Below are 15,648 nucleotides of genomic sequence, written 5' to 3'. Positions count from 1 at the left end.
CCGAGGCCAGCCTTGAAATTCGCTACGTTCGCAAGGACTTGAATCGCCAGCAGGGGAAATACTCTGCGCCAACGGCCGTGTGAAGGGAGGCGGAGGGGCGGCGCGAAGTCTGCGGCGTCGCCGGTGGCCCGCCCGTGAGGGTGGGGACGGGTCCACTCCGGCTGGCTGGCGTTTATCAGAGAGGTGGCCTGGTGTGGGGTCGGGGACCCCAACTGTTCCAGCACCGGCCGAGCTGTTTCGCGGTGGCGTTCGCTGCGGTGACCGTCGCCGGTCTGCGCCTCCCACCCCTCGCTTGAAGACGTCGAATGCTCCAGGTGATGCGTCCGGCGTGATGGCGTTTAGGGAGAACAAACCACAGAACTCACTTCTCTGAGAATTGAATGTCGCCATGGTCAGTCGATCCACTTCGCATCCTTGTCCCTGGCGCCATGTATCACGTGACGCTCTTTTTCTCTGACCATGTCGCTCTGGTTCACCTCTCACCAACCGTGGCTATCTACGGTTTAAAGAGTCCCGGCGTACCAGGGGCTTCGTTTGAATCAGGGTGGAGCAGGGAGTGCAGTCCGGTGCCGTGGATCGCAAGGTGGAGGAGGAAGTCACTGCGGAGCATGCGCGACCGACGACAACGCTGCGTGGGGGCACCCCCGGCCGGAGGCTGGGGGAGCTGTACCGGACGCCGCGAGCCCACCGAGATCCAGACGAAAGACCCTGGGGCTTTTGGCGCCCGATACACAGGAAAGAAGCAGTGGTCGGGAGGCAACACCTGGCCTAAGGGCTATCCCGTAGGTCCTTGAAGCGGCGACCGGGTCGTTCTCGGGAGAGCGGCTCGTCTACTTCTGTCTCGATTGTCGACGGTGGACGAGACCGCACCGGACCAGGATGTTCCGGACGCCGCCGGACGCCTTCTCGAGTTACGGACAGCCCTTAACAGCGGCTAACAGAATGAGCCCTGCGGGCTGACCTACAGAGATCCCGGCTCGCCGTCGGCAATGAACCGCGTCAGGGATCCCTCCAGCAGTTCGTCGATGTTCGCGATGGTTCCATCGTGAGTGATCTTGATAACGGCGGTGGCAGTTCTTTCGGCGGCCAGCTCGGTGTATGCGCAGTCGGTGAGCGGCCTTCGCGACGGGAACTGGACGGCATGGGGCCGCCGGAACGTATCGATATGGTTATCTCAGGCGGGTGTGTCAACGTGAATGAAACAACAGGGCCACCACGCTTGCCGGTTGTTGGGTTTATAGGGCTCAGCGGTCCAGGTTTAAAGATGGCGCGTGCCATCAGCGAGGCGGGGTTTCCCCTGCGTCTCCTGGCTCGCCGCCCCGCTTCGCTGGAGCCTTTGGTGGGGGTGTTTTATGAGGCGTTGGACACGGTGGAGGACTTGGCCGCAGCATGCGATGTCGTCGCGCTGCGTGTGAGAACGGACGTGGGCGTTTTGAAGGTGGTCCAGCGGATGCTGCCCCGCCTGCGCCCGGGAACTGTAGTGGTCAACCACGGGTCAGGCTCGCCAGCCTGCGCGATGCTGCTCACCGAGTTGTGTGCAGGAAGGGGCGTGATGGTCGTCGACGCCCCAGTGAGCGGTGGACGCTCGGCGGCCGAGGAGAAGCGCCTGACCACCATGGTCGGCGGACCCCACGACGCTGTAGAGCGGTGCATACCCATCTTCCGGTCTTTCTCCGCCGATATCGCGCATCTTGGCGCCTCGGGCGCTGGGCAGGCGGGGAATATGTTCAAGGACGCGCTCGGCGTGCTCATGAACCAGGCAGCTATCGAGGACTCCTCTGTCGCCGCCGGCCAGGGCTTGGATATCGATCGGCTCCTGGCAGTGCTCAAGCTCGACCACGACTCTGGCGCCCTGTTACATCACCTGCTCAGTACCGCGCTCTCCACCGACAACACCGAGAAGCTCTCACGAAAGGCACTGGAAGCGGACAATTTCGAGGGTGCCGTGAGGTGTACCGGTGCCGTGGACAGCAAAGTCACTTCGCGTACGCTGACCGGTGCATGCAGCATTCCTGCACTCCTGTCCGGCAGCCTGGGACCACACGCTTGGGACGATGAGCACGCTGCCGTACGCAAAGCTATTGCAATCATGCAGGACCGCTTGGCCGAGACGCTCACTCTGGCCGACATCGCCGCTGAAGTGCACTTGAGCGTGTACCACTTCCTGCGCGTCTTCCGACTCGCCACGGGCGAGACACCGTATCGATATCTTACGCGCCTTCGCATCGCGCTGGCACAGCGACTACTGTCAGACACCACCCTCACCATCACCCAAATCGCTGAACGATGTGGCTTCTCCGGACCCGGGCCCCTGTCTGCCGCATTTCTGCGTCACCTTGGTATCCGGCCATCCGTCTACCGAAGAAACTCCGCATCAAACACGGCAGCTGTAGTTCCGGGAGCTGTGCTGGTCAGCTGCCTGGGGGGCGGGTTCGGGCATGGGAACGGCCATCGTGATCATGATCGTTTGTGACGACGTATCAGTACCAGGTGGCCGTGGAGGCCACGATCGCCCAGGCCGCCTGGGACCGGGTGTTCCGGGCAGCGATGGATGCGGTCGCGGGCTGCTTCGCGCGGCGTGAAACAAGGGCGACTGCGGCGGAGATGGCCACTGGGCTGCCGGCCGAAGTGGACACGCGCAACTGCTGGACGCTGGCCCGGACGTTGGGGCATCCGGGTCCGCACCGGCTGCAACATCTGCTGTCACGTGCGAGGTTCGACCATGACCGGGCCCGGGACGAGGCCGCCCGCCTCGTCGTGCCTGAACTCGTCGGCCAGGAGGTGGTGCTGGTCGCGGACGAGACCGGGGACGCGAAGTCCTCGACCGACTGCGTCGGCGCCGGCCGCCAGTACTCCGGCGCGATCAAAGGCGTCGGACTGTACCAGGTCGCCGTGCACCTGGCCGTGGTCACCGAGCCCGTGCGTGTGGTGATCGACCGGGCCCTGTATCTGCCCCGGGACTGGGTCGCGGACGAGGAACGCCGCGAGGTGGCCGGCGTCCCGGAGGAGATCAAGTTCGCGACCACACTGGAGCAGACCGCCGCCGTGGTCAAGAACACGCTCGACCTGGGAATCGGGCCCGCTGGTTCGTCGGCGACGACGTGTATTCCGACCAAGAACTCCGCAAGAACTTCCGGGAGTTCGGGCTCGGCTACGCGGTCGGCGTGTCCCGCAGGCACACGGTCACGGACGGAGCGGGCCGCAGGTGGAAGGCCCACCGGGTGATCAACAAGGTGCAGCCCCACCAATGGATGCGTATGCGGTCCGGACACGGGGCGAAGGGCACGCGTTGAGTACGACTGGGCCTGGCTCGACGTCCGCGCCGACGACACCCCCGACAGGCACAACGACCACGGCACCAGCGTCCTGGTCGCCCGTCGGCACCGCTACACCGGCGAGATCTCCTTCTTCCGCTGCTGGGCACCCGAGGATGTCACCCTCCCGGCGGGTAGTGCGCGACGGGGTCCGCGTAGGAGGAGCCTGCGCCGGGGAACATGAAGGCTGTGCCCATGGGAACCTTGCTCGGGCTCGATCGGTACGGTGAGCTGGCTCGGTCCGTCTGATGGGAGCGACGGACGGCGGTGTGCTGTGCTCGGCAGCATCGGGGTGACGCGCCCTCGGGCACGGGGTGCCTTGGCCGGTCGCCGTCCCAGACGAACTCGACCCGGTCGGCGACCCGGCCGTTGGTGTCCCGGCGCTCTTTGCCCACCCGTCGGCCCAGCGGGTCGTACAGGTAAATCCAGCGGTGTCCCTCCGGCGTGCTGATCCGGGTGAGCCGGTCGTCACTGTCCCAGTGGTACGTCCAGATGCGCCGACCACCCGACAGGGTCCGCCGCGTACGACTGGTGACGCCTCGTGCTCCGCACTTTTGAGTTGATCCGCAAGTGTGTGAACTGGCGTGGTGTAGCTGCTTGGGGTGATGGTGGCCGGTCTCAGCTTGACTCTGTCGGGGATCTCGGAGTCTCCCGGTGCGCCAGCGCGATCAGCGGGCATGCTCGGTGCTGAGTCAAAGATCGATGCAGTTGTCGAGGTGTCTGTTGTCGCTCCGCCCCTGTTCCGGTGAGCAAGGCCCGTCTCTGACCGCGCAGGTCGCGCGGGCGAGCAATCCGGGCGGGACGACGGCGATGTGGGTGAGAGACCGGCTGGACGCGCTGTGGCACGACGAGGACTTCGTCGGCTGGTACCCGCGCGACGGACGCCCCGGCATCTCGCCATCCCGATTGGCAACCATCTGTGTGCTGCAGTTTGTGCTCGGTCTGTCAGACCGTCAGGCAGCGGAAGCGGTGCACTGCCGAATCGCTTTCAAATACGCCCTGGCCATGGAGTTGGACGATCCCGGCTTCCACCACAGTGTGCTTGGCGACTTCCGCGAGCGCCTCGCCCAGGACGACCGCACCCCGTCTTCTCGGTCTGGCGCTCGCGCGCCTGAAGGAGGCCGGACTCGTGCGCGAGCGCACCACCCTGCGCACCGACTCCACCCACGTCCTGGCCGAGGAGCGGGACCTGACCCGGCTGGAACTGGTCACCGAGGCCTCCGTGCCACGTTGGAAGAGGTTGCCGGCTCGGTGCATACCCCTTCGAACCGCGGCGGCTTCTTCTGCTCGCGCTCCGTCACAGAGGTGCAGGAACAGCAGGGGCGGGCCGAGCGTTCGCCGCGTTTTCCGCGACTGGCGACCGGCGACCGGCCCAGTCCTCGAGGGGGTTACCGGGTCGTGCGGGCTCGCGGGCCCGGAGTTTCGCCGTGGGTTTTCTTGCACCCCATCGGGAGAATGGGCCAGGGGTCCACCGCAAGATCTAAGCGATGGATGGGCAATTTCAAGCATCGCCTAGTACAGACGGACACTTTACGTTTGGCGTGTGACATACGGCTGCACCGTGACGGCATCCCCACAGCTTGGCCTCGACATCCCCGACGCGCGGGAGACAGATGGCACCGCAGTGGCAGTCGAGGGTGCGGGCGTTCCCACCCGGAGCTTGGGGCGCCGATCACGTCCAGGACGGCACGGAGCCCGTGGCATCGGTATGTCGCATGAGTTCGGTCGCCCTCATGTGGTTCGAGCGGCTCGTGAGCGCAGCACGGTCCTGATCATTTCGTGAGCGCGGAGGATGTCGCCGGGCAGTCGTGGCGGGTGCGGGGCAGAGTGGGACAGCGGTGCTCCTGCCAGGAAGGTGAATCCGGAGCGGCGCCACGCTGAGAGGAGAGAATGTGAAGGGCCTTGCCGGTCGAGTGGCGCTCGTGACAGGGGCGACTCGCGGCATTGGCCGAACTACGGCCGTTGAGCTTGCCCTGCGGGGGGCTCATGTACTTGTCTCCGGACGCAGTGTCACGCGCGGGAACCGTGTGGTGCAGGGATTGCGGGAGGCGGGAGCGCAGGCCGACTTCCTTGTCGGCGAGTTGAAGGACGACGAGTCGATCAAGAGCTTGGGCAATAGGGCGCCGGCGATCGGCGGCGGCCGGATCGACATCCTCGTCAACTCTGCGGGCATCGGCCATGTGCCTGCCGCGGAGAACATGACAGCAGACGTGTACGACGCCGCGTTTCGGGTCAATGTGCGTGCCGCGTTTCTCCTGGTGGCGGAGATAGTACCCAGGATGGCGCTCGGCGGTGAAGGCACGATAGTCGATGTCACGAGTTCGGTGGGCATGCTCGGAATTCCAGGACAGGCAGTGTACGGGGCGAGCAAGGCGGCGCTGGGCTTTCTGGCCAAGGCCTGGGCTGTGGAGTACGGTCCACGCAGGGTGCGTGTCAACGCGGTCGCACCCGACGGTCCCGTGCAGACGACAGCCGTGAATCAGCGGTCGGCCGGTGGGCGTTCCGCCGCCCGGGCGGCGTTGGAGGCCCGTTATGCCGCAGCCCATCTGGATGGCAAGTCTCCCTTCCGGTGCGGTACCAGCGGGCCAGACGGTGTCCTCGACGCTGAAGCACCCTCCCGCAAGGACGATGAGAGGCTGTCACTGGCCTCCAGGACCGGTTTAAAGGCCGGACACGCAGAGCTCACCCCAGGTGGGCCACGCCTCCGAGATCAGAGCCCAGGCTGTGGACCCTCGCTCATGGTTTGGCGATGAACTTACAGAGACAGCCCCTTACTTTCCGCATCGAATGAACCGGCGTATGCGATCTGCGCGGCTCATATGAAGGAATGCGCCCGCGTAACCGCGCGTCCGCCATCCTGCGCCCCGTTCTTTCGCGGACTGATTTGGCTCCGAGTTGGCACAGACTGCGGTCAAGCGGATCGGTTGCCGCAATGCCGCTAGGCTCCGGCATCCGTGTCCTGCGCGGACGCGTGTGACTTTACGGAACAGCGACATGCAATCGCTAAAAAACTTAACGCGGCATTCACCTTGACGTTCCGAGGGACCCCGTTGAGTGATCAATATTTGCTGCTGTTGAACGCCAATACCGGCGCATTGACCAGTGGGCACATGGCTTACGACCGTGGAAGTTGGCTTCTCCTCATGAGAGTGCGCAGTTGGTCCGTCCGAAACAAGCTCGTTGCTCTGCTCGTACTCCCCTTGATGTCGCTTGCCATCCTCTGGGCCTACGCCGCCTATCTGTCCCTCGGTAACGCGCTGACGCTGGCGCATGAGAACACGCTGGGCAACCGCCTCGCCATCCCGATGATCGATGTGTTCAACGCCATTGGACACGAACGGCGGGACTCGGTTGTGGTGACCTTTGGGAAGAACAGAGGGCGTGCCACGCTCGACGCGGACCGGCAAGAGACCGACGCCGCCCTCAAGGCATACCTGGCCCAGTCCCACGACAGCGATGTCCGCGGCGCGGAGAACTCACTCGTCCGTCAGGCCGTCGACAGGGCCGACCGGTCCATGTCGGGCATCGACGGGATCAGGAAGGGTGTGGACGAGGGGACTCTGTCGTCCGACAAGGCGATGGCTTCCTACAACGGGGTCAGCAGTACGATCGAGCGGGCGCTGCACTCCATGGTGATCCTGCCCGACGAGAACGCGCAGGCCTACGGCGAGGCGCTGTACAACCTCGCGCCCGTCGGCGACCTCCGCTCTCAGGAGGACGCGCTGATCTCCGCGGCCGCCGCGAGCCCCTCGCACCGGTTGACCCCGGTCGCGTACGTCGCCCTCGTCCAGGACATTGGCTCCCAGCGGTACCTGATGGGCCAGGCACTGGAGGACCTGCCGGCGGCGCAGCGCTCCCAGTTCGAGAAGCTGGGCGCGCCGGACAGCACCGTCGGCAAGCTCAGGGCGCTGGAGCAGCAGGTTGTCGCCGCGGGTCCGGAGGCGAAGTCGTTGCCGTTCTCGGCCGCCACGTGGCGTGCCGTCTACGACGCCGAGGACCAGGCCGTCAGCGCGGCGTCCGTCGACGACATCTCCGCACTCTTCAGGCGCACCGGCCCGCCGGCCCATCGGGCGTTCGTGGAGCTGATCGTCTCCGGCGCGCTCGGTCTTGTGGCACTGGTGGTGTCCGTGGTGATCTCGACGAACATCGCCCGCTCGCTGGTCAACGACATGGTGAAGCTGCGTCGTTCGGCACGCAACCTCACGGATGACCGGCTGCGTGACGTGGTCGGTCGGCTACGCAGGGGTGAGAGCGTGGACGTGCGCGGCGACATGACCGAGCCGCGCTTCGTCAACCACGAGATGGCGCAGCTGGGTGAGGCCTTCCAGGCCCTTCAGCTGACGGCCGTGGAACTGGCCGAGGAGGACATCAGGCTGCACCGCGGTATCAGCGATGTCTTCCTCAATCTGGCGCGGCGCAGCCAGGTGCTGGTGCACCGCCAACTCGCCCTGATCGACACGATGGAGGCCCGTGAGGAGGACCCGAAGGTACTGGCGGACCTCTTCCTCCTGGATCAGCTCGCGACCCGCATGCGTCGGTATGCGGAGGGCCTGATCATCGTCTCCGGCGCGCCTCCCGGGCGGTTCTGGCGCCACCCGGTGCCGGTCGTCGACGTCATCCGCGGCGCGGTGTCGGAGACGGAGCAGTACGCCCGGGTGGTGGTCATGCCTGTGCCCACCGTCGGCGTGCTGGGCAGGGCCGCTGCGGATGTCATCCACCTGCTCGCCGAACTGGTCGAGAACGCCGAGGCGTTCTCGCCGGGCGACAGCCAGGTGCGGGTGAGCATCAGCAAGGCGTCAGGCGGCCTCGTCATCGAGATCGACGACCGGGGCCTCGGCATGCAGGAGGAGGAGATGGCCGTGGCCAACGCCCGCATCACTGCGGACTTCGACGTCAGCCTGCTGGACAGTACGCAGCTCGGCCTGGTGACGGTGGGCCGACTGGCCCAACGCCACGGCGTGAAGGTGTCGTTGCGCGACTCCCCGTACGGAGGCGTGTCGGCGGTCGTGCTGATCCCGCATGCGCTTCTGGAGTGGGACGCGAACGCCCTGCCCGGGCCCGGCGCGGCGACGGCCGGCCGACTCCAGCGCTCGGACGGCGCAGCCGCCCGGAGCGAGCTGAGTGACGCGAGCGGCACGCCGGTACCGGTCTATCAGCCGGGGCAGCCCTCCGCCCTGGTGCCCGCGTACGCCACGGAGACCGAGCAGGCCCCGGAGCCCAGCTACGCGCACGAGACGGCGCGGGCCACTGCTCACGGCTCGTACCCGAATCCGTCTGCGACGGCCGCCGTCAGGCAGCCGGAGCCGTCCGTGACGGCCCACGACCAGCAGGACACCGTCGACGGGTTGCCTCGCCGGGTGCCCCAGGCCAGTTTGGCGAGGGAACTGCGAGAGGAGGCCGAGGCGGTGCGCCGGCGGCCCGTGATGGACTGGGGCGGCGAGCCCGCGGCGCCCGGCGGGCCCGGCAGGGTGCCGGGCGATGCGGCCGGGCTGTCCGGTGCCGAGCGGTTCTCCCGGCTGCCCCGGGGACGGGCCGCGTACGCGGTGTCCGACCAGGGGTACGCGCCAGTCGCGCGCAATCAGCACGCGTGGGAGCGGGGGTCCGGCCCGGTGTCGCTGTTCGGCACCGAGACGCCCGGTCCGGGCGCGGGCGACGCCGCAGCGGTCGATCACGAGGACCGACCGGAACACGTCCGCTCTCTCATGTCGGCCCTGCAGGCCGGTGCGGCCCGGGCACGCGCGGACCACAGCGGCGACGGCTACTCGTAGGGCGCGGCACTCCGCAATTCGTCCGGTGCCGCGGACCGTCCAGTGACGCTCGCGACGCCCCAACAACCCACTTGTCCACGTCCCCGCGACCGTTTTTCGCGGAGCGACTCACCCACCATAAGCGCCCACGAAGGGAGCGGCGGTCAATGACGCTGCCACAAGCCTCCGAGTATTCCGAGTCCGGTGCGGACCTGGGATGGCTTCTGAACGACATGGTCCGGCGGGTGCCGGAGATCGGTCATGCGGTCCTGTTGTCGACGGACGGCCTGTTGCTGGGTACCTCCGAGGGGCTGGGCCGTGACCAGGCGGAGCGGCTGTCGGCCGTCGCGTCTGGTCTCCACAGCCTGGCCAAGGGGGCCGGGCGGCACTTCGGCGGCGGCGCGGTGCGCCAGACCGTTGTCGAGATGGAGGCGGGATTCCTCTTCGTCGGCGCGGCGGGGGGCAACGCGTGTCTAACGGTGCTCACGCCGGAGCAGGCCGACATCGGCGTGGTGGCCTACGAGATGGCCATGGTCGTCAAGCGGCTCGGGCCGCACCTGTCGGTCGACTCCCGCTACGGTCAGCCGCCCTCCGGGGCACGGCCGATGACGTGACGTACCAGGAATGGGTGGACGACGACGCGGGACCCGTCGTGCGCCCCTATGCCATGGTGCGGGGCCGCACGCAGAGTCGACAGGGGCGATTCGACCTCATCGCCTTCGTGGTCACCCTGGTCGACACCCTGGACGCGTGGATGCAGATGGAGCCGGAACACCACCGCATCCTGGAGTTGTGCCGCCATCCCAGGACGGTGACGGAAGTGGCGGCCCGTCTGCGTCTGCCTGTCGGGGTCGTCCGGGTCATGCTGGGCGACCTGCTCGACGCGCAGGCGGTGCTGATCCATGAACCGGCCGATCCTGCGGCACGGCCGGGTATTGACATCATCAGAGAGGTGCTTGATGGACTTCGTGCGCTCTGAGCACGACGCCGGCCGGGGCGAGGGGACAGCGGGTCCGGGGGGCGTCGCGCTGCCCGAGGCGGTGAAGATCCTTGTCGCCGGCGGGTTCGGGGCGGGAAAGACGACCATGGTGGGCGCGGTGAGCGAGATCGTCCCCTTCCATACCGAGGAGAACATGACCCTGCCCAGTATTGCCGTCGACGACGCCAAGGGGGTGGAGGAGAAGTCCACGACGACCGTCGCCATGGACTTTGGCAGGATCACCCTCCACGACCGCCTGGCGCTGTTCCTGTTCGGGACGCCGGGGCAGGACCGCTTCTGGTTCATGTGGGACGAGTTGGCGTCCGGCGCCCTGTGCGCAGTCGTGATCGCCGACACCCGCCGACTGGACGCCTCCTTCCCCGCCGTGGACTACTTCGAACGCCGGCAACTCCCCTTCGTGGTGGCCGTCAACTGTTTCGACGGGGCTCGCTCCTACCCGGCCGCAACGGTCCGCACCGCCCTTAGCCTGCCCCCGCAGGTACCCGTCCTGCTGTGCGACGCCCGCCGCCGCGACTCCGCCAAACAGGTCCTGGTCACCGCCGTCGAACACGCCCTCGCCGTCGAACTGGAACGCGCAGACACCCACTGACGGTCACCGCCGACTGCGAGCCGTGGACGAGGAGGGCTCCCGTGATCCGACTGGAAGACCGTGACCACCGACGCATCATCGCTGATCCCGCCTGCCTTTGACCAACTCCGCGAGCATCGTGAGGCTGTGCTTGAGGACGTCCCGGGCCTGCTGGAGCGACCAGGCGGCAAAGAAGTTCGGCCAGGACCCTGTCCGGTGGGTGCGGGACCACCCCCCTCCGGCGGGCAGAACGCAGAGCGGACGGTGCCCAGTACCCCCTTGAACACAGAGGATTCGACGACGCTCCCCATCGTGAGGATCAAGGAGAGGGGGGCCTGCGGCGTTGACTGCCGGGCGGATTTTGGTGGTCGAACCGCGCCGGGACCGGCCGAGAGCCTGCCGCGTCGCCGAGCCCTGCGAATCCTCCAGTCCGTCCGTGTCGGCCGCCCATTTTGTCGAGCGCCGACGGTGCACTGATGAGCAGGGCCTACCGCAAGATCATGTCGCCACGACAGCAACTTACAGCATGGCCTTGTGCAGCCCCGCGAACCTAGGTTTGAGCTGACGTTCCGCTGCTCAGTGGTTCGACGAGATGGAGGATTTCATGAAGTTTCCTGGGCGCTCTCGTATAGCCCTCGGTCTTGCCGCGGGTGCCGCAGCGATCATTGTGCCGCTGACCGCCACCACGGCTTCCGCCGCCACCAGCCCGTACGGGCCCGGGTGGGTACAGGTCGGCGGTGAGAATTTCCCCGGTGGTTACTGGCAGTGCATCGACGAGATGTCTGCCTGGGTGAAGCAGACCCCGCAGTACGACATGGTCGGCTGCAATCGTGACCCTCAGCCGGGCATGCCCAACTTCTACGACGAGTGGATGCATCTCGCCAAGTAACGACGGCATGGGTACCGCCTGGGGCGTCGAGACCTACGGCGGTGGCCACCCCGCGGGTGCCCATTCGGGCTACGCCGGGTACGAGCCGACGATCGGGCGACCGGTTCTAGCGTCTGCTCGACGCTCGCGATGAGGACCAGCGCCACAAGGGGAGACCCACCCGCAAAGTACCCCGATAGGTCCTCGGCACGGGAGGATGATGACGGCGAGCCTGGGCTCAGGACCGCCGCTTCCACCCCCGAAGAGCCGCAGTGCACGGAGTGGGATCCCCGAGGCGTCTCGGGGGTCCTACTCTGCCGAGAAGCGCAGCGACGGGCCAGGCCGTACGCGTGCCCCGGTCGGTCACCGGCTCGATCTGATAAGCCCCGAGGAAGCGGTGGCCCCGGATCGCCCTATTTCACGCTCATGGACAAGGCGCGTGATGAGGGCTTTCTTGCCTCACCGCGCCACCAGATCGCGCAGGTCCAGAGCTGTCCCAGCTGGAGGAGCACCTGGTCCTGGAGGCACTCGCCACGGGCGACGCTGCCCTCTCCATGAGCCTGTTCATCGCGCCGCTGGAGTACCAGTACGCCGAAGGCGGCCCGCACGGAGACCGCCTTCGGGGTCTGCGACATCGCCTTCCAGCTCTGCGGCGCCAGCGCCACCCAGGGCAACGGCGTGCACTTCTCGGACGGCGGTGTTTTCTGCCCCGAGAAACTGCTGCGCCATACCAAGAGTCCCAAGGTCACCGAGGGTGAGAACGATGTGCTGGAGCTGGTCGCCGCCGCCCATCTCGACGAATCCTGACGGGGCCGACCGTCGGCACGACGATGCTTCCGATGGTGTGCTGATACGAGCGGCGCGGGTCTTCGACGGCGTCCGACTGATCGATGCTGACAGTGTCCTGGTCCGTGACGGTCTCATTGTGGAAGTGGGAAGTCGACGTGCGCTGCCGCGGGGTGTCCGGATAGTGGCCGGCAGGTCGGGCACCCTTCTGCCAGGCCTGATCGACAGTCACACCCACGCGTTGCGGATTGAGAATCTGGTCGAGGCGCTTGCGTTCGGGGTGACCACCGAGTTGGACATGTTTTGCGTGCCCCCGCACGCCCAGCGGCTGCGGCACGCAGCGGCGAACCGCAGTGACCTGGCTGACTTCCGCAGCGCAGGGATCGGCGCGGCCGCACCGGGCGGGCCTCCGACCCACCTTGTGAAGCGGGGACTCTATCCGCCGTTTCCGACGTTGAGCGGGCCGCGGGAAGCGGAGTCCTTCGTCGCGGCGAGGGTCGCCGAGGGCGCCGACTACGTGAAGGTCTTCGCCGGGGCCCGCGGCGGCGGCACCGGCGCGGCCCCGAAGCACGCGGCTCTGTCGGAGGAATCGGTGCGGGCGGTCGTCGCGGCAGCGCACACGCACGGCAAGAAGGTCTTCGTGCACGCCGAGGGCGGTGCGGCCGTACGCATGGCATTGGACGCCGGCGCCGACGCGCTCGCGCACCACCCCGAGGCCACCGACCTGACGGCAGACCTGCTGGGCCGGCTGTCCGAGCGCGGCCGCTTCGTCATCCCCACCGTCAGCGCGACCGCGGGATTTGTACCGACGGCGCCGTCCTCGGCAGCACGCGCGCCGAGCCCAGAGCGGGATCTGTATGTGGACGGCGTGCTACGCCTCACCAATGCGATGCACCGCGCCGGGGTGCCATTGCTGGCCGGTTCCGACGCCATCCCGGTGTTCGGCCACGGGATCGGCCTGCACCGAGAACTAGAACTGCTCGTCGAAGCCGGCCTAACTCCCGCTCAGGCACTGGCCGCTGCGACGTCCGTTCCCGCGGCGTGCGTGGGTCTGACCGATCGCGGTCGCATCGCCACTGGGCTGCGCGCCGATCTTCTGCTCGTGGACGGCGATCCCACCCGCGATATCGCCGCCACGCGTGCCCTGCGTGCCGTGTGGCGTGCGGGTGTGGAAACCGGCCCGGCCACGTTCCGGGCCCGCCGACGTATCGAGGTCTTGGCACCTGGCGGGTTGTGGGCGGCCGTTGACCGGTAGGCGGTGGCCGGCGTGCGGTTGTGGGCAACGGCGTGGGGCCGGGGTGGTCACGGGCGGGACGCGGTGAGGATGACGTAGCCGCACCACGGGGCGAAGTCCCTGAGACTGCTGATGAATGCGTCGAAGGCGTCCAGGCCCATGACGGCGCCGTACTCCGTGCGGTGGGAGTTCATGGCACTGGCGGCGGCCGGATAGCTGGGGCGGACGTGGTCGCTGATGTCGGTGAGTTCTTCCAAGCGTAGCCCGGCCTCGGCGATCAGGCTGGGGTAGTCGACGATCAGTGCTGGGTCGGCGCGGAAGCGTTGGAGGCTCTCGACCTGTGCGAGGTCGCGGGGCGGCTCGCGCAGTGCGATCTCGGCGATGACCGAGAGGCCGCCGGGGCGCAGCACCCGCGTGGCCTGGTGCAGGAACCCTGGTCGGTCGGCCATGTGGACGACCGACTCCAGTGCCCACACACCGTCGAAGGATCGGTCGGCGTATGGCAGGTCAAGGGCGTCGGCGTAGGCGAATTGGACCCTGCCGGCCAGTCCTGCCGCCGAGGCCGCTGCGCTGGCGAGGTCGACCTGGTGCCGACTGGTGGCGATGCCCGTGACGGTGGCGCCGGTGTGAATGCGGCTCGCACCGCGGGGGCGCCGGTTCCGCACCCCACGTCCAGCAGGTGGGACTCCGGGCCGGCGTCAAGGCGGGTGACGACCTGGTCAGTCATCGTGGCGGTGGCCTTGGCAAGAGGGAGTGGCTCTGTCGGGTCGGGCCAGTAGCCGAAGTGGATGTCCGGCCCGTAGGACGCAGTGATCGGATTGGTTACCCGGTCGAAGAATTCCGAGATGTCATTGATGCTCATCGGTTTCGCAACCTTTCACCGAGGTCGAGTGTGCGCGCAGTGCTACGACCAGGTCCGGGACCGGCACGGAGAGCCGGCGCTCGGCCCGTTCGCACCGCCGGGCCTGGAGGTCGCGCACCCAGCACTGGGTGATTTCGATGGTGTAGAGCTGGTAGGCGGCTGCCGGGCCGAAGTCCCGCAACGCGATGAGCGCCTGGTCGCGTACGGCGTCGTCGGGGAAGGCCCGGGTGAAGAACTCCTCGTGGAGTGCGGTCAGCTCGTCCTCGCCGGCCGGTGTGCACCGTCCGCGAAGCTGCACACCGTCCAGCGGGGTCTGACCGGGGCCGACCAAGTAGGCAGTGGCCGCGATCACTGGCCGGTCGGCGATGTGTCGGCCGTGGCGGGACTGCGGGGGCGAGCAGAACAGCAAGGCGCCCGCTCGGCTCACTACATGGTTGACTGTCGCCGCCCACGGGCCGGTGGCGTCGGCGGTGGCCAGCACCAGGAACCGCGAACCCGTGAGCAAGGCTGTGGCCCGCTGCACAGGACTCAGGGCGTCGCCTGTCACGAGCGAACCTGCGGCGCCACCGGCCAGGGTTGCATGCGGCAATCGAGGATGAGCGCATGCGGGCAGGTGACGTACCGCTCCCAGAAACCCTGACCGCTCTCGGCGATGCCCTCCGCGCTGGGCCGCAACTCGTCCCATTGGACCGCGGCGAAGCCGGCCTCACGCAAGGCGCGTTCGTAGGTGGCGCGGCTCCACTGCTGGGAGCTGACGGAGAACTGGGTCTCACCGAAGTCCACGGTGAGTACAGCCGGGCTCCCGTCCACCCGCGGCTCCTCACTGCGCATGGTGAAGCCGTAAGGTGCGTACCAGGCCGGATCCAGGGAGAGCTCGGGATTGAGTGGCAGTGTGACGAAGCGGCCGTGGGCGGCGAGAACGCTCGCTACCCCGCGGCACATCGCATGCAGGCGCTCGACCGACTCCGCGTACGGCAGGACGTAGACGCCCACCACGAGGTCGAATGGTCCCAAGGGGCCGGGATCGGCGACATCGCGACAGACGTACTCAACGCCCAGCTTCTCATGAGCCTCCCGCCACCTGGCCATTTCCAGCATGCCCTCGGACGCGTCCAGTCCGACGACGCGGTCTGCGCCGCCGCGCTTGAGTAGCCGCGTGTAGGCGCCGCTGCCGCCCGCCACCTGGCCATTTCCAGCATGCCCTCGGACGCGTCCAGTCCGACGACGCGGTCTGCGCCGCCGCGCTTGAGTAGCCGCGTGTAGGCGCCG

The 15,648-nt window shown here is 67.5% G+C and carries 16 protein-coding genes; 11 read left to right on the top strand and 5 right to left on the bottom strand.

Annotation, left to right across the window (positions count from 1 at the left end; translation table 11 throughout):
* The first annotated feature begins 1,045 nt into the window (after positions 1-1,045).
* On the top strand, positions 1,046-2,473 hold the full coding sequence (locus AB0L95_RS37560) for an NAD(P)-binding domain-containing protein (RefSeq protein ID WP_365170322.1): 1,428 nt from the start codon (positions 1,046-1,048) through the stop codon (positions 2,471-2,473).
* Complete coding sequence (locus tag AB0L95_RS37555; RefSeq protein ID WP_365170319.1) at positions 2,470-3,225, top strand: transposase; 756 nt, start codon at positions 2,470-2,472, stop codon at positions 3,223-3,225. Before AB0L95_RS37560 ends, AB0L95_RS37555 begins: the two co-directional genes overlap by 4 nt.
* Before the next feature lie 208 nt (positions 3,226-3,433).
* Here the strand turns inward: AB0L95_RS37555 and AB0L95_RS37550 are convergent, their stop codons facing one another.
* Positions 3,434-3,808 (bottom strand): RHS repeat domain-containing protein, encoded by a 375-nt coding sequence (locus tag AB0L95_RS37550; RefSeq protein ID WP_365170395.1) that lies wholly within the window; start codon positions 3,806-3,808, stop codon positions 3,434-3,436.
* Between the two features lie 208 nt (positions 3,809-4,016).
* Between AB0L95_RS37550 and AB0L95_RS37545 the strand changes: the two genes are divergently transcribed.
* From AB0L95_RS37545 to AB0L95_RS37515, 7 genes are all read left to right on the top strand, one after another.
* Positions 4,017-5,033: a transposase gene (locus AB0L95_RS37545; RefSeq protein WP_365170392.1), complete on the top strand. Its 1,017-nt coding sequence runs from the start codon at positions 4,017-4,019 to the stop codon at positions 5,031-5,033.
* Positions 5,034-5,206: 173 nt separating this feature from the next.
* Positions 5,207-6,067, top strand: a complete 861-nt coding sequence (locus AB0L95_RS37540) for an SDR family oxidoreductase (protein WP_365170316.1) — start codon at positions 5,207-5,209, stop codon at positions 6,065-6,067.
* A 450-nt stretch (positions 6,068-6,517) separates the two neighbouring features.
* Positions 6,518-9,082 (top strand): nitrate- and nitrite sensing domain-containing protein, encoded by a 2,565-nt coding sequence (locus AB0L95_RS37535; RefSeq protein WP_365170313.1) that lies wholly within the window; start codon positions 6,518-6,520, stop codon positions 9,080-9,082.
* A gap of 146 nt (positions 9,083-9,228) precedes the next feature.
* Positions 9,229-9,675, top strand: a complete 447-nt coding sequence (locus AB0L95_RS37530) for a roadblock/LC7 domain-containing protein (protein WP_365170310.1) — start codon at positions 9,229-9,231, stop codon at positions 9,673-9,675.
* A gap of 53 nt (positions 9,676-9,728) precedes the next feature.
* The gene (locus tag AB0L95_RS37525; protein WP_365170389.1) at positions 9,729-10,040 is read left to right on the top strand and encodes a DUF742 domain-containing protein; all 312 of its coding nucleotides are present in this window, start codon (positions 9,729-9,731) and stop codon (positions 10,038-10,040) included.
* Between the two features lie 49 nt (positions 10,041-10,089).
* Positions 10,090-10,650 (top strand): ATP/GTP-binding protein, encoded by a 561-nt coding sequence (locus AB0L95_RS37520; protein WP_365170386.1) that lies wholly within the window; start codon positions 10,090-10,092, stop codon positions 10,648-10,650.
* Between the two features lie 583 nt (positions 10,651-11,233).
* Positions 11,234-11,518, top strand: coding sequence for a hypothetical protein (locus tag AB0L95_RS37515; protein ID WP_365170307.1), 285 nt, complete (start codon positions 11,234-11,236; stop codon positions 11,516-11,518).
* Between the two features lie 392 nt (positions 11,519-11,910).
* Here the strand turns inward: AB0L95_RS37515 and AB0L95_RS37510 are convergent, their stop codons facing one another.
* Positions 11,911-12,171 (bottom strand): hypothetical protein, encoded by a 261-nt coding sequence (locus AB0L95_RS37510; protein ID WP_365170304.1) that lies wholly within the window; start codon positions 12,169-12,171, stop codon positions 11,911-11,913.
* Positions 12,172-12,175: 4 nt separating this feature from the next.
* On the opposite strand from AB0L95_RS37510, the gene AB0L95_RS37505 reads away from it, so the two are divergent.
* On the top strand, positions 12,176-12,304 hold the full coding sequence (locus AB0L95_RS37505) for a hypothetical protein (protein WP_365170301.1): 129 nt from the start codon (positions 12,176-12,178) through the stop codon (positions 12,302-12,304).
* Positions 12,305-12,341: 37 nt separating this feature from the next.
* A complete protein-coding gene (locus AB0L95_RS37500; RefSeq protein ID WP_365170299.1) occupies positions 12,342-13,538 on the top strand; it encodes an amidohydrolase family protein in 1,197 nt (398 codons plus the stop codon).
* A gap of 47 nt (positions 13,539-13,585) precedes the next feature.
* Here AB0L95_RS37500 and AB0L95_RS37495 read toward each other — a convergent pair whose 3' ends face one another.
* The 3 genes from AB0L95_RS37495 to AB0L95_RS37485 all read right to left on the bottom strand — a co-directional run bounded on the left by AB0L95_RS37495 (position 13,586) and on the right by AB0L95_RS37485 (position 15,561).
* On the bottom strand, positions 13,586-14,182 hold the full coding sequence (locus AB0L95_RS37495) for a methyltransferase domain-containing protein (RefSeq protein WP_365170296.1): 597 nt from the start codon (positions 14,180-14,182) through the stop codon (positions 13,586-13,588).
* A gap of 183 nt (positions 14,183-14,365) precedes the next feature.
* Complete coding sequence (locus tag AB0L95_RS37490; RefSeq protein WP_365170293.1) at positions 14,366-14,926, bottom strand: pyridoxamine 5'-phosphate oxidase family protein; 561 nt, start codon at positions 14,924-14,926, stop codon at positions 14,366-14,368.
* Entirely contained in the window at positions 14,923-15,561 is a 639-nt protein-coding gene (locus AB0L95_RS37485; RefSeq protein ID WP_365170290.1) for a class I SAM-dependent methyltransferase, read from the bottom strand. The genes AB0L95_RS37490 and AB0L95_RS37485 overlap by 4 nt, the downstream gene beginning before the upstream one ends.
* Between the last annotated feature and the right edge of the window lie 87 nt (positions 15,562-15,648).

Source organism: Streptomyces sp. NPDC052036 (genome assembly GCF_040680495.1).
Classification (GTDB): Bacteria; Actinomycetota; Actinomycetes; order Streptomycetales; family Streptomycetaceae; genus Streptomyces.
Note: the sequence above shows the minus strand (reverse complement) of the source record. Positions and strands in the feature narration are given on the sequence as shown.

Excerpts from the sequence above, each read along its gene's own strand:
- AB0L95_RS37545 (WP_365170392.1), top strand. The coding sequence starts at position 4,017 with ATGCAGTTGTCGAGGTGTCTGTTGTCGCTCCGCCCCTGTTCCGGTGAG.
- AB0L95_RS37535 (WP_365170313.1), top strand. The coding sequence starts at position 6,518 with ATGTCGCTTGCCATCCTCTGGGCCTACGCCGCCTATCTGTCCCTCGGT.
- AB0L95_RS37530 (WP_365170310.1), top strand. The coding sequence starts at position 9,229 with ATGACGCTGCCACAAGCCTCCGAGTATTCCGAGTCCGGTGCGGACCTG.
- AB0L95_RS37525 (WP_365170389.1), top strand. The coding sequence starts at position 9,729 with ATGGTGCGGGGCCGCACGCAGAGTCGACAGGGGCGATTCGACCTCATC.
- AB0L95_RS37515 (WP_365170307.1), top strand. The coding sequence starts at position 11,234 with ATGAAGTTTCCTGGGCGCTCTCGTATAGCCCTCGGTCTTGCCGCGGGT.